The 22504-nt window shown below is 40.3% G+C and carries 20 protein-coding genes; 8 read left to right on the forward strand and 12 right to left on the reverse strand.

From position 1 onward, the window contains the following. Positions 1–246: 246 nt before the first annotated feature. Positions 247–1452, forward strand: a complete 1206-nt coding sequence (locus tag EHQ62_RS16310) for an MFS transporter (RefSeq protein ID WP_135644781.1) — start codon at positions 247–249, stop codon at positions 1450–1452. Positions 1453–1484: 32 nt separating this feature from the next. Here EHQ62_RS16310 and EHQ62_RS16315 read toward each other — a convergent pair whose 3' ends face one another. After that, entirely contained in the window at positions 1485–2120 is a 636-nt protein-coding gene (locus EHQ62_RS16315; protein WP_135644783.1) for a TetR/AcrR family transcriptional regulator, read from the reverse strand. Between the two features lie 136 nt (positions 2121–2256). On the opposite strand from EHQ62_RS16315, the gene EHQ62_RS16320 reads away from it, so the two are divergent. Then, positions 2257–3585, forward strand: coding sequence for an alpha/beta hydrolase family protein (locus EHQ62_RS16320; RefSeq protein WP_244241817.1), 1329 nt, complete (start codon positions 2257–2259; stop codon positions 3583–3585). A gap of 162 nt (positions 3586–3747) precedes the next feature. Here the strand turns inward: EHQ62_RS16320 and EHQ62_RS16325 are convergent, their stop codons facing one another. Further along, positions 3748–4404 carry a TetR/AcrR family transcriptional regulator gene (locus EHQ62_RS16325; protein ID WP_135644785.1) on the reverse strand — a complete coding sequence of 219 codons (657 nt, stop codon included), beginning with the start codon at positions 4402–4404 and terminating at the stop codon, positions 3748–3750. 168 nt (positions 4405–4572) lie between these two features. Here EHQ62_RS16325 and EHQ62_RS16330 point away from each other — a divergent pair, with 168 nt between their 5' ends. Continuing rightward, positions 4573–6039 (forward strand): aspartate aminotransferase family protein, encoded by a 1467-nt coding sequence (locus EHQ62_RS16330; RefSeq protein ID WP_135644787.1) that lies wholly within the window; start codon positions 4573–4575, stop codon positions 6037–6039. A 59-nt stretch (positions 6040–6098) separates the two neighbouring features. Here EHQ62_RS16330 and EHQ62_RS16335 read toward each other — a convergent pair whose 3' ends face one another. Beyond that, positions 6099–6422 carry a type II toxin-antitoxin system PemK/MazF family toxin gene (locus EHQ62_RS16335; RefSeq protein ID WP_135644789.1) on the reverse strand — a complete coding sequence of 108 codons (324 nt, stop codon included), beginning with the start codon at positions 6420–6422 and terminating at the stop codon, positions 6099–6101. Next, positions 6416–6664, reverse strand: coding sequence for an AbrB/MazE/SpoVT family DNA-binding domain-containing protein (locus EHQ62_RS16340; RefSeq protein ID WP_135644973.1), 249 nt, complete (start codon positions 6662–6664; stop codon positions 6416–6418). Before EHQ62_RS16340 ends, EHQ62_RS16335 begins: the two co-directional genes overlap by 7 nt. A gap of 147 nt (positions 6665–6811) precedes the next feature. On the opposite strand from EHQ62_RS16340, the gene fliF reads away from it, so the two are divergent. Beyond that, a complete protein-coding gene (fliF, locus tag EHQ62_RS16345) occupies positions 6812–8512 on the forward strand; it encodes a flagellar basal-body MS-ring/collar protein FliF (RefSeq protein ID WP_135644791.1) in 1701 nt (566 codons plus the stop codon). A gap of 34 nt (positions 8513–8546) precedes the next feature. On the opposite strand, the gene EHQ62_RS16350 is transcribed toward fliF, so the two are convergent. Further along, positions 8547–11111 (reverse strand): adenylate/guanylate cyclase domain-containing protein, encoded by a 2565-nt coding sequence (locus EHQ62_RS16350; protein WP_135644793.1) that lies wholly within the window; start codon positions 11109–11111, stop codon positions 8547–8549. Positions 11112–11197: 86 nt separating this feature from the next. Between EHQ62_RS16350 and EHQ62_RS16355 the strand changes: the two genes are divergently transcribed. Then, positions 11198–12085 carry an alpha/beta fold hydrolase gene (locus tag EHQ62_RS16355; RefSeq protein WP_244241818.1) on the forward strand — a complete coding sequence of 296 codons (888 nt, stop codon included), beginning with the start codon at positions 11198–11200 and terminating at the stop codon, positions 12083–12085. Between the two features lie 105 nt (positions 12086–12190). Here the strand turns inward: EHQ62_RS16355 and EHQ62_RS16360 are convergent, their stop codons facing one another. From EHQ62_RS16360 to dapA, 4 genes are read right to left on the reverse strand one after another with little or no spacing between them, the layout of a single operon-like run. After that, positions 12191–13237 carry a CdaR family protein gene (locus tag EHQ62_RS16360; protein ID WP_135644796.1) on the reverse strand — a complete coding sequence of 349 codons (1047 nt, stop codon included), beginning with the start codon at positions 13235–13237 and terminating at the stop codon, positions 12191–12193. Then, positions 13234–14064: a diadenylate cyclase CdaA gene (cdaA, locus tag EHQ62_RS16365; protein WP_135644798.1), complete on the reverse strand. Its 831-nt coding sequence runs from the start codon at positions 14062–14064 to the stop codon at positions 13234–13236. Before cdaA ends, EHQ62_RS16360 begins: the two co-directional genes overlap by 4 nt. A 1-nt stretch (position 14065) precedes the next feature. Continuing rightward, complete coding sequence (dapB, locus tag EHQ62_RS16370) at positions 14066–14869, reverse strand: 4-hydroxy-tetrahydrodipicolinate reductase (RefSeq protein WP_135644800.1); 804 nt, start codon at positions 14867–14869, stop codon at positions 14066–14068. Beyond that, positions 14862–15746 (reverse strand): 4-hydroxy-tetrahydrodipicolinate synthase, encoded by an 885-nt coding sequence (gene dapA / locus EHQ62_RS16375; protein WP_135644802.1) that lies wholly within the window; start codon positions 15744–15746, stop codon positions 14862–14864. Before dapA ends, dapB begins: the two co-directional genes overlap by 8 nt. Before the next feature lie 77 nt (positions 15747–15823). Between dapA and EHQ62_RS16380 the strand changes: the two genes are divergently transcribed. Together EHQ62_RS16380 and EHQ62_RS16385 are read left to right on the forward strand one after the other, a co-directional pair. Beyond that, positions 15824–16903, forward strand: a complete 1080-nt coding sequence (locus EHQ62_RS16380) for an MraY family glycosyltransferase (protein ID WP_135644804.1) — start codon at positions 15824–15826, stop codon at positions 16901–16903. Between the two features lie 27 nt (positions 16904–16930). Then, the gene (locus tag EHQ62_RS16385; protein ID WP_135644806.1) at positions 16931–17914 is read left to right on the forward strand and encodes a DUF368 domain-containing protein; all 984 of its coding nucleotides are present in this window, start codon (positions 16931–16933) and stop codon (positions 17912–17914) included. On the opposite strand, the gene EHQ62_RS16390 is transcribed toward EHQ62_RS16385, so the two are convergent. From EHQ62_RS16390 to EHQ62_RS16400, 3 genes are read right to left on the reverse strand one after another with little or no spacing between them, the layout of a single operon-like run. Further along, complete coding sequence (locus tag EHQ62_RS16390) at positions 17880–19403, reverse strand: aromatic amino acid ammonia-lyase (RefSeq protein ID WP_135644808.1); 1524 nt, start codon at positions 19401–19403, stop codon at positions 17880–17882. The two genes, EHQ62_RS16385 and EHQ62_RS16390, sit on opposite strands and share 35 nt — an antisense overlap. A 43-nt stretch (positions 19404–19446) precedes the next feature. Continuing rightward, on the reverse strand, positions 19447–20910 hold the full coding sequence (locus tag EHQ62_RS16395; protein WP_208720712.1) for a sodium:proton antiporter: 1464 nt from the start codon (positions 20908–20910) through the stop codon (positions 19447–19449). A gap of 58 nt (positions 20911–20968) precedes the next feature. Next, positions 20969–22009 (reverse strand): MBL fold metallo-hydrolase, encoded by a 1041-nt coding sequence (locus EHQ62_RS16400; RefSeq protein WP_208720713.1) that lies wholly within the window; start codon positions 22007–22009, stop codon positions 20969–20971. A gap of 88 nt (positions 22010–22097) precedes the next feature. On the opposite strand from EHQ62_RS16400, the gene EHQ62_RS16405 reads away from it, so the two are divergent. Further along, positions 22098–22499: a hypothetical protein gene (locus tag EHQ62_RS16405; protein ID WP_135644812.1), complete on the forward strand. Its 402-nt coding sequence runs from the start codon at positions 22098–22100 to the stop codon at positions 22497–22499. The last annotated feature ends 5 nt before the right edge of the window (positions 22500–22504 follow it).

Genomic DNA, 22504 nt, shown 5'->3' on the forward strand with positions numbered 1-22504 from the left:
TCTCCTTTGCTTGGGGCCATTCTCCCTCTTTTCCTGCGGTTTTGCCTTCCATTCAGGGCAAAATTGGCATTTTTCTTTCGCTAGGGGAAAAAAGTGAGTGATCACTCACAAGGATTTAGTAGGATCAGCTCCGTTGGCAATCGATTTTTGGTCTCCCTTTCCCTTTTCCGAGCACTGCGACGAGACGGACAACTGGGGTGTCAAAAACGAAGGATTGATTTTGGGACGAAATAGGGAGTGATTTGCATGAACCAAGTGCCAGTAATACTTTATCGATACAGGTGGGTGGTTCTCTTTGCCTACATTGTGATCACGGCTACCATTTGTTTGCAATGGCTTACCTTTGCTCCGATCGCAAGGGAAGCGAAAGAATTTTATCAAGTTTCTGCCTTACAAATTGATCTCCTCTCCCTTATTTTTTTAGTCGTTTTTGTATTCATCGCGATCCCTGCATCGTATGTCATTGATACCTATGGGGTGAAAATCGGAGTGGGATTTGGGGCACTCCTAACAGGTGTTTTTGGGTTACTGAAAGGATTTTTTGCAACAGATTATACAATGGTATTGGTTTGCCAACTAGGCCTTGCGATCGCCCAACCTTTTTTACTCAATGCTGTGACAAAAATCAGTGTGTTATGGTTTCCCATCCAGGAACGTGCCACTGCAGTTGCACTGGGAACACTCGCACAGTTTTTGGGAATCATCGTTGTGATGATCCTCACTCCTATTCTATTACACAGTGGACAATCCATCCCGCAAGTGATGAAGGTATATGGTTTTGTTTCATTGGTGAGTGCAGCCCTCTTCTTCCTTTTGATCAAAGAAAAACCACCGACATCACCAAGCACACATGGGGAAGACCATGAATTGCCTTTTTTCGAAGGAATTTCATTTTTGTGGAAACAACAAGACATGAAAAAAATTCTTTTTTTGTTTCTCATTGGTCTAGGTGTCTTCAATGCCGTGAGTACCTGCATTGATCAGATTTGTGAAATCAAAGGTTTGAATACAGAAGAATCAGGTCTTGTGGGAGGTGTGATGCTCATTGCAGGGATTCTTGGTGGGGTCATCATCCCACCGATCTCAGACAAAATTCAAAAACGAAAGCTCTTTCTAATCATCGCTATGATTGGGTTTATGACAGGGCTCAGTATTTTTGTTTTATTCGAAGGATTGATTGCCCTACTCATTGGTTCGATCGTGATTGGTTTTTTTCTACTAGGAATTGGTGCACCCATTGGGTTCCAATACTGTGCAGAGATCACATCTCCTGCCCCAGAGTCCACCTCACAAGGGTTATTACTCCTTGTGGGACAAGTGTCAGGGATCCTATTTATCCTTGGACTGAACTTTTTTGGAATGCTTTCGTTTTTATATGTTTTACTCGGACTAACGGCGATTACACTCATATTAGTCTTTCGATTAAAAGAAAGTCCGTTTATGGAACCTTAATGAGGTAAGATCCTGTTTTTAGTTTGAGAAAATCATTTCTCTTTATATAGATAATTTGCAACCATGATAGAGGTTTCTGAGATTAGTTTTTCTTCTTTATCTCCTAAGTTCGAAAATGTTGCATAAGTAGTTATGTCATCCAATACTCTTTGAACAAGTACTAAGGATATTGGATCGTTTTTAATTTTTTTTCCTTCTTTAAAGTAAGAAATTAATTTTTGAAATTCAATTTGAATCCGTATCAATTCATTTTCTCTGACAGCTTCTCCAAACTTCTTATCAGTTAATGACAAAAGAAAAAACTCCTTGTGTAATTTTTGATTTTTCATGGCTGTCTTTTTCATATGCAGTAGTATCCGATAAACGATTTCAGAAAGTTTTGCATCGGTCGGAAGGATTGCCATCACAGCTTCTGCCAATTGGCCGTAAGTTTCCTCTCCATACTTTTTTAAAATTTCGAACGTGATATCGTATTTATCTTTATAATATGCGTAAAAAGTACCAATGGAAACATCGGCCGCTTCCACGATGTCTCGAATTCCAGTCTCCGTATAACCTTTCTGTTTTACCAATTGATAGGCTGCTTCGATCAATCTTTCTTTGCGCTCAATAGATCTGTTCTGAACAGGGTTCCGAACCTTTGAGGGTGTTTTGACTGCTTTTGGCATACGTTTGTCCTCACTCACCTTGTTTTTACAGGTTCTACAAATCTTTCGATTAAAACAAAATATTTATTTTTTTGTTTACATGTTTCCATGAAAATCAAAAACATGAACAAAGTTCGCATTATTGGAGAAACGAGCCATGCAGGCAGAAAAACAAAATTTTATAAAGAAGAATGCATCTATCCTCTTTTGGATGTTAGTAAATTTATTTCCAGTTTACTTATGTTTGGTGGTCTTATTTGAATGTTCCAGTGTGCAAAGAGGCAGATTTTTTGATAACCAGGCTTTCCATTTCCAAACCCTTAGAGCGATCAACGATGTAAAAGCTGATGGAGCCGAAACTGGTGAAATTTTAGAAACCATTCGACATATCAAAGAAGGTGATACAGAAAGTTGGCGTTTTGCTTGGGAACGTATCGGAAATGCAGTTTTAAAAAAAGCAGAATCTTATTCTGATCCAAAAAGCAAAGGCAATGCATTATTAAGAGCACACAATTATTTGCGAACTGCTGAGTTTTTTATGGATCCCACCGATCCAAATCGGGAATCGGTTTCTAAGAAGAGCACTGATGCATTTTATAAGGGATTAAATACGTTAGGAGTTCAATACGAACACATCAAAGTTCCCTACGGGAAACATTATCTCAATGCAAATTATTTTCCAGGTCCTGCAGGCAGTGAAAATAAACCACTCATCGTATTTGTGGGAGGTTTTGATTCCGTATTAGAGGAACTGTACTTCGTTATCGTCCATAACGCTTACGAAAGAGGTTATAGCGTGTTAACCTATGAAGGTCCTGGCCAAGGTGAGGTGATCCGAAAACAAAATCTTCCATTTACACATGAATGGGAAAAACCAAACAAAGCTGTCATGGATACATTTCTCAAAAATCATAAAAAACATGATAAAATCATTTTAGTAGGGATGAGTTTTGGTGGATACCTTGGACCTCGTGCTGCCGCATTTGATGATCGAATTGATGGAGTTGTTGCCTTTGATGTAGGATATGATTTTGGAGCCGTAGCTGAAAACGCAACTCCAGGAATCGCCATCTGGTTACAAAAACATGAATTTCATAGAACCGTTGAATTTTTATCTTCTATCAAAGCAAAATTCTCCTCCACCTTTTCATGGGGATTAAAAAATGCACGTTGGACATTTCATACCAAAGATTCCAGTGAAACGTTAAATGCTTTTAGGAAATTTAATTTAGAGGGAGTCGCTGATAAAATCAAACAAGATGTCTTGATACTTGCGGGAACAAAAGATCATTTTATCCCTCTCAACCAAGTTGAAAAATTTCAAAAAAACCTAAAGAATGCAAGAAGTGTTCGAACCATCATTTACGATGAAGAATTTGGTGGCGCAGAACATTGCCAACTGGGTGCCGCAACACTATGGCAAGCAGATTTCTTTGAATGGATCAAAAAATTTGAACCAAACAATTCAAATGTGAAAAAGGAATGATAACACGAAACGGATGCAAAAGTAACCAAAAAACCTATCATATATAAAAACAAAACGAATTCATTTTTTTGGAATGCTTTCGTTTTTATATGTTTTACTCGCACTAACGGCGATTACAATCATATTAGTCTTTCGTTTAAAAGAAAGTCCGTTTATGGAACCTTAACGAGCACCTAGTGCTCGTTTAATGAATTTCATAACGGCATGGACCACATCTTCATCATTCTCAAAGACACCATCCCCTAAATAAATCTTCATACGCTCCTTATAATACACAGTTGCATATGAAAACTGTAAGGTCATAAAGATATTATCAAGTAAAAAGGCAGACAAGTTACTATCCACGTCACTGGCAATGGTTCCTTCTTCTTTAGCCTTTTGGATCAAATCGATATAACATTTTGCTGACAAAGATTCCAACTCACCTGACAGGCGTGTGATGAGTTCATAATTACTCTCTGTTGTCATTTCATTATAAAGCCGGATGATGTCTTGGTTTCTGCGAGAGTGGGTTTGGATGATCCGTACGATCTTTTCAATTTTACCAAAAAAATCCAAATCCATGGACAAAACGGTTTCCAATGTTTTTTCCAATTGGGTGATCCCGTAATCCACAACAGTCAGAAAAAAATCCTCTTTCGTTTCGAAGTATTTATAAAGAGAACCAACACTGATCCCTGCTTTTTGGGCAATGGTATTGGTATTGGCACTGGTAAAACCTCGGTTGGCAAACTCGGAGATGGCAATGGATAAAATCCTAGTCCGTTTTTCTTCTGAAATCCGTTCGAAGCTTTCGTTAAAATGTTTTGTGTCTGCCATACCCATCCCCGTCCTATAAATGAAAAAAGGCTGGATTTCTCAAGGAAATTGATCTGAATTTCCAAAGAATCCGGGAAACTCACGCGAAAAATTAGAATTTCCTTCTTGACAATGAGTGATGACTCACTCATTGTCAAGTCAAAAGAACCCCAACGAGGAAACAATCGTATGGCCACAGGCTTTTCCATCAACGAATACCCAAACGTAGAACAAACCTACAAAGACTTACGGAAATTAGTTTCCTTACCGATCCGTTCCATTCGCAAAAACGAAATGGAAAACATCATCCAAAATTATTTTGAAAAAAAATGCAGCAAGTCCAAGGCCATGATCACAAAGGCTTCGGAATACATCCCTGGTGGCGTCCAACACAACCTATCGTTTAATTTCCCGTTTCCACTTGTTTTCACAAAAGCAGCAGGTGCCTACTTGTATGATTTGGATGGAAACAAATACATCGACTTTTTACAAGCAGGGGGACCCACAGTCCTTGGCAGTAACCCAGCAAGTGTTCGTAAAAAAGTAATCGAATTATTAGATTCAACAGGACCTGTGACCGGGCTCTTCCATGAATACGAATACAAACTCGCTGAAAAAATTGTCGAACTTGTCCCTTCTGTGGAAATGTTTCGTATGTTAGGCTCCGGAACCGAAGCGTGTATGGCGTCCATCCGAGTGGCAAGGCTTGCCACGAAAAAGAAAAACATCGTGAAGATGGGTGGAGCCTACCACGGATGGAGTGACCAACTTGCGTATGGATTACGAATCCCAGGCACAAGGCATTTTGAAGCCAATGGTGTCCCTCGTTCCATTTTCAAATACACACAAGAATTTTATCCGAACGATTTGAACTCACTTGAATCTGTCCTGAAACGCAATCGTTTCTTTGGAGGAACTGCAGCGGTCCTCATCGAACCAGTTGGCCCCGAAAGTGGAACAAGACCTCTTGATTTAGATTTCAACAAAGGTGTCAGAGAACTTTGTAACAAATACGGAGCCCTACTCATCTTTGATGAAGTGGTGACTGCCTTTCGAATTGGACTCAGTGGTGCCCAAGGGTATTTTGGTGTGGACCCTGACCTCACTGTCTTTGGTAAGGTTGTCGCTGGTGGGTATCCATCTGCTGGTGGTCTTGGTGGAAAAAAAGAATACATGAAGTATGTATCTGCCGGGTTACAAACGGGCACCAAAAAGGCGTTAATCGGAGGAACCATGGCAGCAAACCCACTTAGCTCCCTTGCCGGTTACTTTACGTTATGCGAAATGGAAAAAACAAAAGCCTGTGAAAAATCAGGACGAGCCGGCGACAGACTTACGAAAGGTCTACAAAAACTGATCCAAAAATACAATCTACCGTTTGTTGCCTTCAACCAAGGATCCATTTGCCATCTAGAGACCGTTGGTACGATGTTACTCGACATCAATATCAAAAAGTTTTGGACCATCAAAAAAACCATCGCGGAAGCCCACAAACGAAAACATGCAATGGAAGAAATGGGCGCAGCTTACATGTCAGAAGGACTTGTGACCTTAGCGGGAAGTCGTTTGTATACTAGTGCAGCCGATACCGACGCAGTGATTGACGATGCACTCAAACGGTTTGATCGAGTCTTCCAAAAAGTGGAAGGGGTGTAAGCATTCTTAAAGATTAAAATAGTTAGGTGATTGGGATTTCTATAGGGATTGAGATCCTTTTAATCAACTAACATTTCTTTGATGACATTTTTGATTTTTTGATTGGTTTTTGGATCGGAAGAACCAAGTTTTTGCACCAAACTCGATCGATCTACTGTTCGGATCTGGTCCAAAACAATATAACCTTTTTTACCTTGAAAGGAAATGGATACCCGAGTTGGGTATTCTCGATTCACAGTCGTCATAGGAGCGATCATCACAGTACGAATGAATTCGTTCATTTCATTTGGAGAAATTACAATACAAGGCCTTGATTTACGGATTTCATGACCAACAGTTGGATCCAAATTGACGAGGTAGATATCATACTGTCTCGTCACCATACCCAGTCCTCAACTTCTAATTCCAAAACATCTGGCAAGAGGAGTGAATCGTCGTTCTGTTTAGCCATCTCTTGGAATTGGGTCGCCCAACCGTGTCTTGGTCTCCCTTTATAGGGTGAAATGATAATTTTATCACCCTCAAGCTGCAGCTCCACTGCATCTTCAATCTGACATTCTGCAAGGATTGCCTTTGGGATTCTTATGCCTTTGGAATTGCCAACTTGTACGACGGCTACTTTCATAGTAATTACAATGTAATAACATAAAAAACTTTCGTCAATGAGAAAGTTTTGAGAATGGATATTGGTTCCCACCTCCACCTCGAAAAGTACTTGTACAATTCAGGGAATTCGTGGCATTATGTCTCAAATCTCTACGAGGCCCGAACTATGCCTGAACCACTGCAAAAGATCATCGACAATCTAAAAGAGTTATTCAACAAACTCGACAAAACCAAAAAAATGATTTTGGCTGGGGTGCTTGCAGTGGTGGTAGTGGCCATCATCATCCTCTCCAATGTCTCTTCGCAAAGGAACAGAGTGGTTCTTTTCAAAGACTTGGATTCCAAAGACTTCTCAGAGGTGACAAAAAAATTAGATGCCCTTGGGTATTCCTATGGTTCGAGCGATACCAGTATCATCACAGTGGATCCAGAACAAAGGCAAGAGATTGTCACAAAACTGGCACAAGAAAATTTAATCCCTGCTGGTGTCACTGGTTGGGAACTCTTTGATATTGAAAAATTCACTGAAACACAATTTGATAAAGACATCAAAAAGTACAGAGCTCTCAAAGGTGCGATTGAAAAGTCACTGAACACCTTACGTCCAATTGAAAAAGCAGATGTGAACATTGCAATCCCAGAAGGAGATTTGTTTGAATCCAATTCCTATCCTGTCAAAGCGAGTGTGATCTTACACTTCCGACCAGGTGTGGAAGGCATTAGCAAAAAAGAAATCAAAGGGATTGTGAATTTAGTCGCAAGAGCCGTTCCCAAACTCAAACCAGAAAACGTAAGTGTTGCTGACCCGGATGGGAAAATCATTTCTGATTTTGAAGAGGACTTAGAAAAAGAAAGATTAGAATTACGGATAGTCCAAGAAAAACTTAGAATCGAAGAAGAAGAACGTGTCAAACGCCTCATTGATATCCGCAATACCTTACGTTGGTACTTAGGTGGTGAGGACCGAGTGGATATCACTCGTTTTGAATATTCCTTTAACTGGGACCAAGAATCCTTAACCGAAAACGAAGTATTACCTGTTGTTGCCGAAGAAGATAACCCTGATACACCATATAACGAACGTAAATTGGTTGATGGCTATTCCTTAAAAGTATCTTCTAAGGAAACAAAAGAATCCTTTAAGGGAAGAGGGTTTACACCCGATGGTCCTGCAGGTACAGAACCAAACCTACCTCCAGGATACAAAGATACCGATTACCAAAAAGCAGAGTATTCCAAAGACGAAAACATCAATAACTACGAATTCAATAAACGTGTAAAAGACATCAAACGCCAACCGTGGAAAATCGAAAAGATTGGATTGTCTGTCGTTGTGGATGGGGTTTGGGAACGAAAAGAACGAGAAGATGGAATGGGTTATGATCGAAAGTACATCCCAGTCGCTGAAACAGACTTAAAACTCATTCGTAAAAACCTGGAAGCAGCGATTGGGTACACTCGTTCCCGTGGTGACCAAATCAGTGTGATCACCATCCCGAAAGATAGAACCGAACAATTCCGATTGGAAGATGAAGAATTCCAAAGGCAACGTGCAATCCGCAATATGGTGATTGCATCCCTTGTGATTCTCATCTTACTCATCCTTGCCATTTTAGTGTATCGTGCGATCAAAAAAGAAATCGCAAGAAGAAGAAGACTTAGAGAAGAAGAGCTTGCTGCACAACAACAAATGATGAGAGAAGCGGCACTCCGAGTGATGGACGAAGGGGGAGCAGAGGTTGAACTCTCCCTCGACGAAAAACTCAGACGAGAACTCCTCGAAAACGCGATCAACTTGGCAAAAGAAAAACCAGAAGACGTCGCCCAGTTACTGCGCACATGGCTTGCAGAAGAGGAGCAAACATAAGTCAAATTTAAGTCAGCTGATCCTTTCGTTTGTATCAGTTAGGATTTTTTTTCCAGCGGATATTGGCACCACGAGAAATCCGAGCATACACTTCTCGGAAGTATTGGTTTGGTGCCTTACCGTCCGGGTCTTGCGAATAACGAGGCCTTAGGCGGTGGACAAAAAACATATCCAAATCCCCTTTGTTTTTCCCATGAATTTTCCCTCGGTATTCAGTTTCAAAAAAATATTTCACAAGTTCATAAGTGTCTTTGGAGACATTGATTTTACCCGTTTCCCCACCTGATTCCATGCGAGATGCTGTGTTTACAGTATCACCCCAGATATCATACGCAAATTTAAACCGACCCACAACTCCTGCCACCACAGGCCCTGTGTGGATTCCCAAACGGAGTTCCCAAAACGGGAGGTTCAAAGCTGATTTAATTTCTTTCAACTGGTTCATAAAACTTTGGATTTCTAATGCCGCCAAACAAGCGTCAATGGCACTGGTTCTGTTTTCAACAGGTAGTCCTCCAGCACACATATAACTATCACCGATGGTTTTTAATTTCTCCAAATTATTGCGCAGGATGATTTCATCAAATTGTGTGAAACAAGCATCAAGTTCTTCAATCAAACTTTGTTCATCCATCCCTTCTGCAACCTTTGTAAACCCTTTAAAGTCAGTGAATAATACAGTTGCGTTTTCAAAACGAACTGGACTCACACTCCCTTTTGTTTTTAGCTCTTGAGCCACTTTGTAAGGTAATATGTTTAACAAAAGTTTTTCGGATTCTTCTCTTGCCTCTTCTGCTTTGTCTTGGGCAATGAGTGCTTTTTCTCTTTCTTCATCGGCTTTTTGTTTTTCTAAATCCAATAAAAAATAACTGATATCAAGTTCTTCCGCAAGTGGTCTCGACATGATGTAAACAACCAAATAGTTAAAGAGAACTAGAGGTAACACAATCATTGTTAAATGAAAGGCTGATTCCCCCACTCCGTATTGTTCCCGAATCAAAGGAAAATATAAAATTGCTGCGATCGCCATAGTGATGAGGCCTAGGTTTGCCAACCTTTGGCTTAATTGGATGGTTCGTCCTTCTAAAGACAAAGCGCCATGCCTGAGAACCGCATAACCAAGTAAAAACGCAGGGATGAATTGGAAATCGGCGATTGGGTAAATGGGAATTCCATGGCTTGGTAACAAAGCAGCGAGCAGTAACAATGCTGACAATAAAAAGGAACCAATGATCCATTTGGATGCAAAATTGATATAGCCTTTATTTCGAATGAACGTGAATAATACTAAGATAAGGGCTATGGCACCGTTTGCTCCGACGAGTAGTTCCGCAGGCCCACCATGGTGGACTCTTGACCATGGGTAATCAAAGTACCCCACAAATAAATAAGGAGATGGTGCTAAGATCGCAGCTGTGACACATAAAAAATCAATCCCTTTTAGCCAAGCAGGAGACTTTTGGCCAATGGCTTCAAACACAAGTCGTACCATAATGCTCGGTGCAAAGGCAAAAGCGACAAATGTCATCTGAGAGATCCGAAGTTGCACCACATAAGAAATATTTAACTTCAGTGGAACTGATTGGATCACATAAAAACCAGTGAGGATCAGTGCAAAGGCACAAAGTTGGTTGATCCGTGCCGAAGGATTGGCTCCTGCAACAATGATGGATAAGAATACGGCACCAAACACTGACAATACGGGTGGAATGCCCCAAGGATACCATTTTGCAGATTCATATGCATTTGGTGAAAGCCCAAAGGAAACTCCAAAGGAGATAAAAATCAAAACAAAAGAAAGTAGTGCGAATAAAAAATAGAACATCCCATTTTTTTGAAAGAGTAATTCATTCACATCAAAGAAATCTGATCGAAACACTCCATAAGCAACAAGTAACATAGGAATGAACAAAAAGAATCCACCTGGGTATACCTTAAACCCTAAGATACTTGGGGCATTTAAAGTAGTGAGTAAAAACAATAAGTTCACACCGTGAAACAATGTTAAATGGTAATGTTTACGGATGTATTTGTAATGTTTGATAAAAGAAGGAAGGATGAGTAAAAAATACCCCAGTGGTGCAAGGATCCCCCAAGGCCTAACGAAGGCACTGCCCCTTGGGTATTTACCAAATGGAAATTCAAAAACGGTGGCTTCAAATCCTTTTCCTAAAATGACTCCCAAGTATAAAACGAAACTGGCAAACCAACATACATAAGAATAGTATAATAATAATTTACTTTGTTTCCCTGTCATATGATAGGCGAGGAAAAAGGCAGTAGGTGCGAGAGGTGCGACTAAAAAATATAACAAATCATTCCAAAGAACAAGTGTTTCGACGTCTTGGATCCAAGCCCTTGTTGTTAAAACTAACCCTACACATCCAAAACTAATAAAAGAAATGGTTAAGTTGAGGTGAAAAAATTTATCATCTTCTTTTGACTTACGAAATTTTTGGAATGCAAAATAACTTAAAAATAATCCAACAACAAAGGTAAGTATTCCTGGGGCACCGTAAGGAATTTGGTACCAAAAATATTCCCAATTGGATAGTACCCCTTCTGGTTTTTCGAAATAAATAAGAGAATATGAATCCATCCTTTATAAGATCGGCTTTTAAATATTGAGAAAATAGTAAATTCTTCTATTTGACTCACTTCCTAAAATTTTGTCCTATGTCGGATATGTTAGATCTGAATTTCCCAAAAAAGAACGCAACAGAATGGTTGGCCGCAGGAAAGTTTTTTGAATACAAAAAATTCCAAATCTTTTATATCCAAGAAGGGAGAGGGCAAAACTTAATCCTACTCCATGGATTCCCAACTTCTTCTTGGGACTATTCCAAAATATTTAATGGATTAACACGTTATTTCAATACGTTCGCTATTGATTTTTTGGGGTTTGGGTATTCATCAAAGCCCACCAAACATACATATACGCTAATGGAACAAACAGATATCATCGAATCATTTATAGAAAAAAACGCACTAAAACGTGTGAAATTTGTATTCCATGATTACGCGGTGAGTGTCGGACAAGAAATTTTAGCAAGGCACTTAGAACGTAATGAGCGGAAGTATGAAATTGATGGTGCTGTATTTTTTAATGGAGGACTCTTCCCACATTTACACCGACCGACTTTCAAACAAAAACTACTCGCCACACCAATCTTAGGTGCAATTCTTGCGAGGTTCTATGACGAAAAAAAGTTTGGAGTAGCGTTTAGTGATGTATTTGGAAAAGATACAAAACCAACTGAAAAAGAAATTTCAGTTTTATGGAAACTAATCACCTATCCAAACAAAATTCTCATCCCTCATAAACTTTTGAAATACATCGCAGAAAGACGTTTACATGGTGATCGTTGGAAAAATGCTCTCCTCCAAACAGAAGTTCCACTTTTATTCATCAATGGTGGAGAAGACCCAGTGAGTGGAAGCCATTTGGCCGATGAAATTGAAAGACTTCCCATTAAAAACAAAAAATTGATTCGGTGGCCAAACATCGGGCACTACCCGATGTGGGAAAATCCTGAAGAAAGTTATAAAGAAATTTACGAGTTCTTAAAATAGTAGAGTCGTCTGTATCAGATAAGTTTTACGATCCCATAAGATCGTGAGACTTATGTTAGATTTAAGTTCATATGAAATAAACTTATTTCACAAAAGTTTTAAAGGTTAGGAACGATCAGAGGGATCTGGGCCAGGACCTTCCATCCCAGTCCCATCATCCGTTGGATCAGAGTCAATTCCTTGGTCTTTTACTTTGTATCGAATCTCAATTTTTTCCGGACTAATTTGCAGGATTTCTATCCCCTTTAGATCCTTGTTTTTAATGATCCTGACTTTTGCGATTTGTGGTTGGAGTTCTGGAATGATTTTGTTTTTGATGGGGTCAAAGATATAATTACATGGTACTTGCGCGGTAATGCCTGTTAGGATTTGAGCAGACCGAATGGGTTTTAGCGAAAAATAACGGATCGCTACTTGTTCTTCTGATAATTCCACATCCAATTTCGGATCTAAACCAGAACATACAATCGGAATTCCTGCAGCAGTTTGTTCTCCTGTTTTGTAAGAAAGGGGAATGATATTCACATTCACAGTTACATCTCTTGAACCAAGGACACCCACACCTTTTGGAAGTTCAGGGATTTTTACGGTTTTGGCAAACGGTTCCTTTCGATCGACCAGTGAAATTTCAGGTAATACAACTTTGTTGATTTTTTCTAAATCTTGAGGTTTGCCACTGAGGGTAATTTTTTGTGGGCTTAAGATCTGTGTCAGCTTTTCAAAATTTGGTGGTGGATTCCCTTCAAACACAACTTCTAATGGAACAACCTTTAAGCCTCTAGATTCAATTTCAACTGGAACAGTTTTTTTTAATTTTGTAACCTTAACCCCACTCGGAACACCCACTATTTTTTTGATAGGAACTTCCGTGACCCCTAGTTGGACATCTTCTGGATCAATGACTGCTTTCATAAACTGTGAGTAATAATTCACTACATCTTTTAAACCTTCCACACGTACCGGAATGGTTTTTTCAGGATTTTTAGAATAACTTAAGTTTCCCGATAACTTTGGATAGTCGATTGGAACATTGATGGTTTTGATCAATACTTTTGAGTTTTGAAGGTTTACATAAAAAATACTAGCAATGATAAGGGAAACTAATTTTGCCTTCCAGTTACGCACCATTTTTCCAAATAATTTCAAAATCATATGATGACTCCGGAATCTTTGTCTTTGGATTTTCTTTGGGATTCGTCTTTTACCTTTTTATTCCCTGACATAAATCCACTCACAAGTGCTTTTAACTCCAATGGTTTGACTGGGTGGATCATTTCCCCTTCATAACAAATGGTGATATCACCTGTTTCTTCAGATGTCACAATGATAATGGAATCCGTTTCTTCAGAAAGTCCAAGGGCTGATCTATGCCTTGCACCTAACGTTGAAATTTCTACGGAACTACTCATTGGCAAATAGGATGCAGCACATACAATTCTGTTTTGTTCGATGATGACTGCCCCATCATGGAGTGGTGAATTTTTAAAAAAGATAGTTTGTAAAATTTCGGAAGTGACAATGGAATCCATAGGCACTGCATTTTCCGAAATGTCTTTCAGACTGATGTCTTTGACAAGCACTATGATCGAACCAATTTTTTCTTGGGACATCGCACGCACTGCTTCCACGATTGGGTCAAGATCAAAGGTTGGTTTCAAAAAAAACAAACGTAACAACCGTATGCGTGCCAAATCACCCGTCAACCGGCGTAGTTCCGGTTGTAACAATACAATGATGGCAAAAACCAAGGCTGGCCGAATATTGGTAAGGATCCATTCTAGAAGTTCAAAGCCTAAGTATTCTGCTAAACTCCCGGAAATCCAAATGATCCCTACTCCAAAGAGTAATTGGATGCCTCGTGTTCTTCGTAATGTGGTATAAGTTTTATAAATTAAAAAAGCGACGATGAGTACATCTAAACTGATGGAGATATAGTTTTTACTCCATGGAATGATGTATAATCCTCGAAAAAAATCCAATTTATATTCCTAAAACATCAAACATATTGTACAAACCTTTCGATTTGCCATGTAAAAATTCAGCGGCTTTTACAGCACCACTAGCAAATGTTTTGCGGTCTTGGGCACGATGTGTGATTTCAATCCTTTCTTCAGGGCTAAAAAAATACACAGTATGTTCACCGACAACTTCACCTGCCCGCATCGTGTGCATTGCGATTTCCTTTTGGTCCCGTTCAGGATACATCCCATGGCGACCATAAATCACATTTTCTTCCGATCGTTTGCTTGCACCAAGTAACACCTCTTTGAGATACATGGCAGTCCCTGACGGTGCATCTTTTTTGTGACGGTGGTGGATGTCTAAAACTTCGATATCAAAATCCTCGTGTAATACTTTGGCCGCAATTTCTGTTAGTTTAAACAGTAAGTTCACACCCACAGACATGTTAGGTGAAAATACAATGGGAATTGTTTGTGCTGCGGATTGGATTAATGTTTTATCCGAATCAGTGAGACCTGTTGTCCCAATGACCAAAGGTTTATGATTTTGTAAGGCACAACTAAGGATTGATTCAAAACCTGTGTGTGTACTGAAATCAATCAACACATCGGAATCGTCACAAGCTTTTTGTAAATCGGAAGATAACAAAATTCCTGTTTCTTTGATGCCAGCATGGTTTCCAGAATCAAAACCAGCATAGATAGCACCTTCGCGGACAACTGCAGCACTTAACTCTGATTTTTTGGAAAGGGAAAGCACTTGGATGATGGCTTTTCCCATCCTCCCACCAGCACCAATCACACCAACTTTGATTTTAGACAATGCCTTCCTCTTTTAATTGGAATACAATTTTTTTGAAGGACTCTGACGCTTGCCCTTCGGATAAAGAAGTCATCGGTAACCTAAGTTCATTTGTGCAATACCCAAACCAACTCATTGCTGCTTTTATCGGAATGGGGTTTGTTTCTATGAAGGCATTCACAAACACAGGAAGCAGTTTGTAGTAGATTTTTTTAGAAGCTTCTAAATCGCCACGTAAATACAAAGATACCATATCCACACAAGCCCGTGGGAACAAATTCGAAACAACAGAGACTACTCCCTTCCCACCAATCGATAGTACAGGGAGTGTTAGGTTGTCATCGCCAGACAATAAATCAAAATCGGACGGGCATTGTGAAATCACCTTTGCCATTTGCCCAAGATCTCCAGTTGCTTCTTTGATTGCTGCAATCTTCGGATGTGCCGCCAAACGGCTGACAGTTTCCGGCAACAAATTGACATTGGTGCGACCAGGGATATTGTACAACATCACTGGTTTGGATGAGACATTGGCAATCGCTGTAAAGTGTTGGAACATCCCTTCTTGGGTTGGTTTGTTGTAATATGGATTCACGGTGAGGATTCCGTCCACTCCGTCTGCACAAGCCGACTCGGTGAGTTCAATGGCCTCTTTCGTTGAGTTTGACCCTGTGCCTGCGATCACTTGGATTTTCGAAGCCACCACCTGAACGGTTTTTTGGATGAGTTCCTTATGTTCTTCGTAGGATAAAGTAGGAGATTCTCCCGTTGTCCCACAAGGGACGACACCAGCAACACCAGACCGAATCTGGTTTTCTAGGATTTTAAAATAACTATCATAATCGATTTTCCCCTGGCGGAAAGGGGTGATGACCGCGGTGTAGACGCCCTGAAACATAAATTAAACATCGGGGAGGGACTGATTTTTGCAATAAAAAACTGCCAAAAGACCCCGTTCTCTGAAACTTTGCGAAAATGCCTGCTTTTTTTCCCATTTCCTTCCTAATTCTTGGCCTCATGAGCCTCATTTTGCACTCAATTTATGTGCATTCTCGGTTTGGAGTGAAAGATGTGCCAAATGAACGGAGTTTGCACGATACGGTCACAAAAAAATCGGGAGGGATGTTCTTTATCCCTGTTTTTTTGATTTCGACTCTACTTTATCTGACGGGTCCCGTTGGTTTTGGTTTCCCAAACCCAGAAACATTGACAAACCAAGTTTCAAACGTTTATTTATTGTTAGCTGGTGTTTTTGTATTCTCTATCTTAGGTTTTATCGATGATTTAATCCACTTATCACCTAAACTACGACTCTTTTTAGAATTGGGAATTGTATGGCTCTGTCTGTGGGTGACTACGCCTAATATCAGTTTCATGACATATACAGAAATTCCTTCCTACGCAATCATCCTGTTTCTCACGGTATTTTTAGTATTTGGAATCAATTTGGTAAACTTTATGGATGGAATGGACTGGTATCTTGTTTCTACCTTTTTCATCTGCTTTTTTTCCGTGGGACTCTGTGACTTGCCATTTTATACCTTTCCGAATCTTGGATACATTTTGTACGCGATTTTGTTTGTATCAATGTTTGGTTTTATCTTTTATAATTTTCCAAAGGCAAAATTATTTATGGGTGATAGTGGTTCTTTGGCACTTGGATTTTTTGTATTCTTCCTGCCACTCCTTTCCAACCCGCTTACCGAAGGATCAAACAGAGGCCAAGTAGTACGTTGGGATGTCCTTGATTATTTTTATCTTTTTCCTTTCTTTTGGATCGATGGCATCACCATTCTCCTCAAACGGTTCTCCGAGAAAAAACATTTATTCCAAGCACATAGGGAACACCTATACCAAACGTTAACAGAGACAAATGTGGGGAAGGTTGGGTCTCTCGTTGTTTTTTCCTTATTGAATGGTTTGGTCCTTGGCATCCACATTCTTTTGGTGCAATGGGAAATCGGAAAATTGTTAACCTTTACCATCCTCTTTTTGATTTCCCTTCTCCTCTATGGAATTGTTTGGGTTTGGACTTCACGAAAAAACCTTGCCTAAAGTTTGAAAGAATCCAACCTTTCCGTTATGCCTCTAACAAAAAAAGAAATTCTATTTTGCATTCTCAACGGGTTTCTCATTGGAATCGCAAACCTCATCCCTGGTGTGTCAGGGGGAACCTTTGCACTCATCCTTGGTCTTTACGACAGACTCATCACCGCCATCACTTCCTTAAATTTAGAAACCATTAAAGTTTCCCTTTCCTTACTCGTTGGATTTTGGAAAGAAGATGTGAGATCAAGTTTTGCCAAAGAAATGAAACGGATTGATTTTTGGTTTTTGGTATTCCTTGGGATTGGGCTTTTACTTTCTGTGATTTCAGGTGCCAAACTCATCCAATTTTTATTACAAAACCATCCTGAAGCCACACTTGCTCTTTTCATTGGCCTTATCATCCCTTCTCTTGTGGTTCCGTACAAACTCATCGAAAAACATAGTTTAGTTGTATGGTTATTTTTAATCCCTGGGATTTTATTAACGATTGTGCCTAGTTTTTTTATGGGAGAAAACTCTGGTTCTGAAAATCCACTTTTTGCATTTGTCACTGGTGTGATTGCCATCTCTGCGATGATCTTACCTGGTATTTCTGGTTCCTACATCATGCTTGTGTTAGGTGAATACCAAATCGTAATTGGTAAACTTTCCACCATCTTAGAACCAAGTTCCATTTTATTTTTAGCTGCATTTGGGATTGGATGTTTACTTGGGCTTTTGATTTTTACCCATATCGTAAAATGGTTATTTGTGAAATACAAATCACATACGATGACATTTTTACTTGGTCTTATACTCGGTTCCTTTTTTATCCTTTGGCCGTTCAAAGATTATGCCAATGGACAAACAGTTGTAGGAAGGTCTGGAGAAGTGAAACGAGACATCCAAATTGCCACTGCGAAAAACATCTTACCAAAAGACTTTGCAGAAGCCCAAATCCCCCTTGCCGCACTTGTATTTGGTTTGGCTTTAGGAATGGGACTCAATCGTTTGGAGTCGTTACAAGAGAAGGAGTAATATTAGAAATCCTTTCAACGAGTGTCTGGATTTCAAAATCCAGACTTCGGTCCTCTTGCATTGTTTTGAGTCCACGAAACAATTCCCAATTTGGTACCAATGCCTTTCGTTTTGCAAACAAGGAAGTTTGGTACACTGCATAGGAAACGATCGCTAAAAGTTTTGTCACACTTGTCACTGTCCTACGATTGCGTAAAACCGATATAGCACCCATAGGCACTATGTCTTGGTTGTTGCCATTCGTTGGAATCGATTGCATGGAGCCTGGCATACTGTCCCTTCGCACTTCAGCCGTTAGGTGGGCTGACATAAGTCCTAATCCAGATAAACCAGCAAATGTCCCAGGTTTTGCAGACAACATCAATGGAAACTCATCGTTTTCTTTGGGATCAAACAAATAATTTAAAAATCGGTCCACCCAAGTACACCAAACCGCCATGGCATTTTGCAATCGGTCTGCGGCAAAACTTACCTGCGAGGCATAAAAACCACCTCCTTCCGCAAATCGGAAACGAGTTTCAAAATTTCCTTCCATTGGGATGAGAACAGGATTGTCGGACATAGAGTTTAACTCTTGTTCTACGACCATGGCAATCGATTCAATTTCATCCCAAACCGCACCTAAAATTTGAGGGATACAACGAACCGAATAAATATCCTGGATTCGTTTTCCTTCCACTTTCCGTTTCGGATTTTTGGAGACAATGGGATGGAGGAAATTCGCAATGAGTTTCGGCCCAAAGAATTGTTTGTGGTTGTGGTAGGAAGGATGGAAGGCGTCAGGGAAAACAGAGTGGTAATGGAAAAGGTATTGTAAAAGTTCAATGGATTGCAAAAATAATTTGCGAAATCTCACCACTTGAAAACCAAGAAGGGCCGTCGTGAAACTTGTTCCATTGGTCAAAGAAATCGATTCTTTGGGGTGCGGAGTCCAAGGAAGACCAGGGATTTTTGAGACCTTCCCATTTTGTTTTGTGGGACCTAACTCTTTCCCTTTGCCTGTAAAACCAGACTCACCAAGGAGCGCCAAAGGAATGTAACTGAGAGGGATCAAATCACCAGAGGCAGAAAGAGAACCTCTTTCTGGGAGAATGGGGATACAATCCAATTCTAAAAGTTGGTTTAACACTTCTAAGGTTTCATACCGAATCCCCGAGCCACCAAGTGATAAACTAAAAAGTCTAGCAGCTAACACAACTCTTGCTTCTTCATGTGACAAATGCGAATGAGGGATTCCTTCTTTGGAAAGCACTGGTTCCACCGTTAGGTGGTAGACCAACGACTTTTGGATCAAATCCAATTCTTCATTGGAGGTGAAAGCATGAGGGCCAAATCCTGTATGGATTCCGTAGATGAGTTTTTCTTTTGAAGATTTTAGGATAAATTCCAGTTCCTTTCGTTCCCTCTCGAGGGAATCTTTTCGATCCGAAAGATGGGAAAACGAACCAGAACGTGATAAGGAATCTAAATGGGATAATTGCAGAATCATGAAAGGATAAAAGCCGAGGAAAAACCCCCGGCTTTGTTAGAACTTAGACGAAGAAAATGAACGTGATGAGGATAAAAACAGGAACCAAAATTCCCATTGAATATGCTAAATACCCACCAAAAGAAGGCATCTTCACTTTGTTTTCTTCTGCCACTGACTTCACCATAAAGTTAGGAGCGTTACCAATGTATGTATTGGCACCCATAAACACAGCACCCACTGAGATCGCTTTTAAGATCTCTTCTGCTTGGCCATTGCCAATGAACTGACCCAGTGTGAGTGGCGCCGATCCGACTGGTGTGAGGAGTCCCGAAGCCAAAGATCCAAACGTTAAATACGTTGGAGCATTATCAAGCACCGAGGAGAAAGCTCCTGTTGCCCAATAAAACTGCCATCTTTCTGTGATTCCCAATTCCTTTCCATGTGTTTCGAGTAGTACAAGGGCTGGGATCATGGTGATGAAAATTCCAATGAAGAGGTATGCCACTTCTTGGATGGGATGGAGAGTAAAATTATTAAACTTTCTATGTTCTTCTTTGGATGTGAACTTAGAAAGGACGATGAGAACAATGAGAACCGCTTCTCGGATAAATCCGAGGGTTGGTGTTTCGTTGATTTGTGGGATGTAGTTACTATTCAAAAACGCAACTGCTAAGATCACACCGAGTAACCAGATAAAGTTTACTTGTCCACTGATGGAAAAAGGGGTCGCAAGTTTTGTATCACGAGCCAAGTCTTTTTTGGTTTCCTTTTTGTAAGCCAAAGTATCCCAAACAAAGTAAACAGAGAGTAAAATGACAAGTGCCACGAGCATCTCAGGTAATAACTTAAAAGTCCAAGTGAAAGGCACCCCTTTGAGGTATCCTAAAAACAAAGGAGGATCACCAAGTGGAGTTAACGATCCACCAATATTGGAAACAAGGAAGATAAAAAACACAACAGTATGCACAACATGTTTACGTTCGCTATTTGTTTTTAACAAAGGACGAATGAGTAACATGGATGCCCCTGTGGTTCCGATAAAAGATGCGAGACTTGCACCAATTAACAAATACAAGGTGTTATTCAGTGGAGTTGCTTTAATATCCCCTTTGATCACGATCCCACCTGAGATGTAAAATAAGGAACCAAGTAAGATGATAAAAGGAATGTAATCAAAGAAAACAGTATGAACAATGTTATGGCTATAACCATAAACAATCAGAACAACAAAGGAGATCGCTCCAAGTCCCACTGCTAAAATGAGTTTGTTGTTATTGTCTTCCCACCAATGCGCTGTTTTGTGAGAGGCAACTGGTAAAATCGCAATGGAAAGGAGAATTGCAACGAAAGGCAAAACTGTCCAATACGGGAGTTCTTCGTGAACGGATTCTCCATGGGAGGAATGACCTGTTTCCTCTTGTGTTGTAGTTTCTGTTGGAACCGGATTTGGTCCTTCGGCAAATAACCCTGCAGTTGTCACAGACAAACATACAAGGAAAACCATCAATGTGAGAAGCTTCTTCAACGTGCTCACCATCCTATTTTTTTTAGGACAGCATACCCAAAAGAGAAATCACATGGAACTAAAAAAAGCGTGTTTCTCCAATTTTTAAAGGAATCAGAGCAGATTCGGAGATTCCCGATTCTTTCATGGCTTCTTTTGTGCGGGGCACAGGAGAATCGAGAGGTTCATCCGACAAAACAAATGTCATGTAGTGCATCGGAACCAAAAATTTTGCCTTGAGATCCAGAAAAGACCGAACCGCCTCCTTGGGATCCACATGTACGGGTTCCATAAGCCAACGAGGTTCAGTAGCACCAATGGGTAATATCGCGACATCTATCTTTGGAAAACGACTGGCAATTTCTTTAAAGTGACTGTAATACCCGGTGTCCCCTGCAAAATAAACGGTCTCATCTTTCCCTGTGATCACAAAACTCCCCCAAAGGGTTTCATCTCGGTCAAAAAGCCCCCTGCCACTAAAATGTTGGGTGGGAGCGAAAGTAAACTGCACCGATCCAAATTTCGTTTCATCCCACCAATCCATTTCTTTTACATTTTGCATTCCTTCACCTAACAACAATTTCTTGTTACCAAGCCCCGTAAGAACAAGTGGATGGAATTTTTCTTCTAATTGTTTGAGTGAAGGCAGATCAGTGTGGTCATAATGGTTATGGGATAAAATGATGACGTCAATTTTTGGAAGGTTTGGAATGGAAATGCCCGGTGGTGTGTAACGTTTGGGTCCAGCAAAACTCAAAGGGGAACACCTCTCACTCCAAATGGGATCTGTTAAGACATTCACTCCATCAATTTGTACAAGTGTCGTCGCATGCCCCACCCAGGTCACAGAAAGTTTGTTTGCATTTGATTGTAATTCTTTTCCATCATTTGGGACCACTGGGAATTCGGGATAGGACTTAGCGTCCAAACTGTACGGTAAAAAGAATCGGTCCCATTGCCAAACAAGCACATTCCAAAATCCTTTTTTTTGGAACCCAGGATTTGGGTTTTGGAAACCCGATTCGCCGTGGTGGGGTTTTTTGATTTGGGCATCTGCCAAAATTGTAAAACTGATGAGCAGAAAACAGAGAGAGGACAAGGATACCAATTTATGTTTCACGGTATTTAGACGAAACTGAGTCGCAAGATGAAAGGAAAGATTTTTCGATTGCCTTTTTCGAATTTGGCGACAGACTCAAAAATCCACCATGTATCGCTTCGAGGAAACAAAAAATTTATTCATTGCGTATGCGAAATGGAGAGATGCAGTCGATCGCACGGAGGGAAATGAAACTGTTTTTGGTTCCAACGCTGAAATTTCCGAAATTGCTCGGGACTTACGAGAGGATGCTGAGTTTGAACTTCGTATCCTCATCCAAGACTTAAAAAAACAGAATCCAGCCGCGATCAAAGAATGGGTGGATCTCACCAAACAATCTCTAGTTGCTTTGGACTCAAATATCTCAGATGAACAAATGAACAAACGAAAACAAATTGCACGTGATTGGAAGTTTTCGCGTTCGCCCCTCGGAATCTCCGTCCGTTACCCACACCCTTCCCAATACTGGGGGAGTGGGATGGGAGTGCTTGGCCCCGATTTGGACTGGTAAAATTC

Source organism: Leptospira jelokensis (assembly GCF_004769635.1).
GTDB classification, from domain to species: domain Bacteria; phylum Spirochaetota; class Leptospiria; order Leptospirales; family Leptospiraceae; genus Leptospira_A; species Leptospira_A jelokensis.

Coding starts and splice junctions, on each gene's coding strand:
- EHQ62_RS16390 (WP_135644808.1), bottom strand. CDS start 19,403: ATGATTCTGCAATTATCCCATTTAGATTCCTTATCACGTTCTGGTTCG.
- fliF (WP_135644791.1), top strand. CDS start 6,812: ATGCCTGAACCACTGCAAAAGATCATCGACAATCTAAAAGAGTTATTC.
- EHQ62_RS16360 (WP_135644796.1), bottom strand. CDS start 13,237: ATGATTTTGAAATTATTTGGAAAAATGGTGCGTAACTGGAAGGCAAAA.
- EHQ62_RS16325 (WP_135644785.1), bottom strand. CDS start 4,404: ATGGCAGACACAAAACATTTTAACGAAAGCTTCGAACGGATTTCAGAA.
- EHQ62_RS16340 (WP_135644973.1), bottom strand. CDS start 6,664: ATGAAAGTAGCCGTCGTACAAGTTGGCAATTCCAAAGGCATAAGAATC.
- EHQ62_RS16355 (WP_244241818.1), top strand. CDS start 11,198: ATGTTAGATCTGAATTTCCCAAAAAAGAACGCAACAGAATGGTTGGCC.
- EHQ62_RS16380 (WP_135644804.1), top strand. CDS start 15,824: ATGCCTGCTTTTTTTCCCATTTCCTTCCTAATTCTTGGCCTCATGAGC.
- EHQ62_RS16335 (WP_135644789.1), bottom strand. CDS start 6,422: ATGGTGACGAGACAGTATGATATCTACCTCGTCAATTTGGATCCAACT.
- dapA (WP_135644802.1), bottom strand. CDS start 15,746: ATGTTTCAGGGCGTCTACACCGCGGTCATCACCCCTTTCCGCCAGGGG.
- EHQ62_RS16405 (WP_135644812.1), top strand. CDS start 22,098: ATGTATCGCTTCGAGGAAACAAAAAATTTATTCATTGCGTATGCGAAA.
- EHQ62_RS16320 (WP_244241817.1), top strand. CDS start 2,257: ATGCAGGCAGAAAAACAAAATTTTATAAAGAAGAATGCATCTATCCTC.
- EHQ62_RS16315 (WP_135644783.1), bottom strand. CDS start 2,120: ATGCCAAAAGCAGTCAAAACACCCTCAAAGGTTCGGAACCCTGTTCAG.
- EHQ62_RS16385 (WP_135644806.1), top strand. CDS start 16,931: ATGCCTCTAACAAAAAAAGAAATTCTATTTTGCATTCTCAACGGGTTT.
- EHQ62_RS16330 (WP_135644787.1), top strand. CDS start 4,573: ATGGCCACAGGCTTTTCCATCAACGAATACCCAAACGTAGAACAAACC.
- EHQ62_RS16350 (WP_135644793.1), bottom strand. CDS start 11,111: ATGGATTCATATTCTCTTATTTATTTCGAAAAACCAGAAGGGGTACTA.
- EHQ62_RS16310 (WP_135644781.1), top strand. CDS start 247: ATGAACCAAGTGCCAGTAATACTTTATCGATACAGGTGGGTGGTTCTC.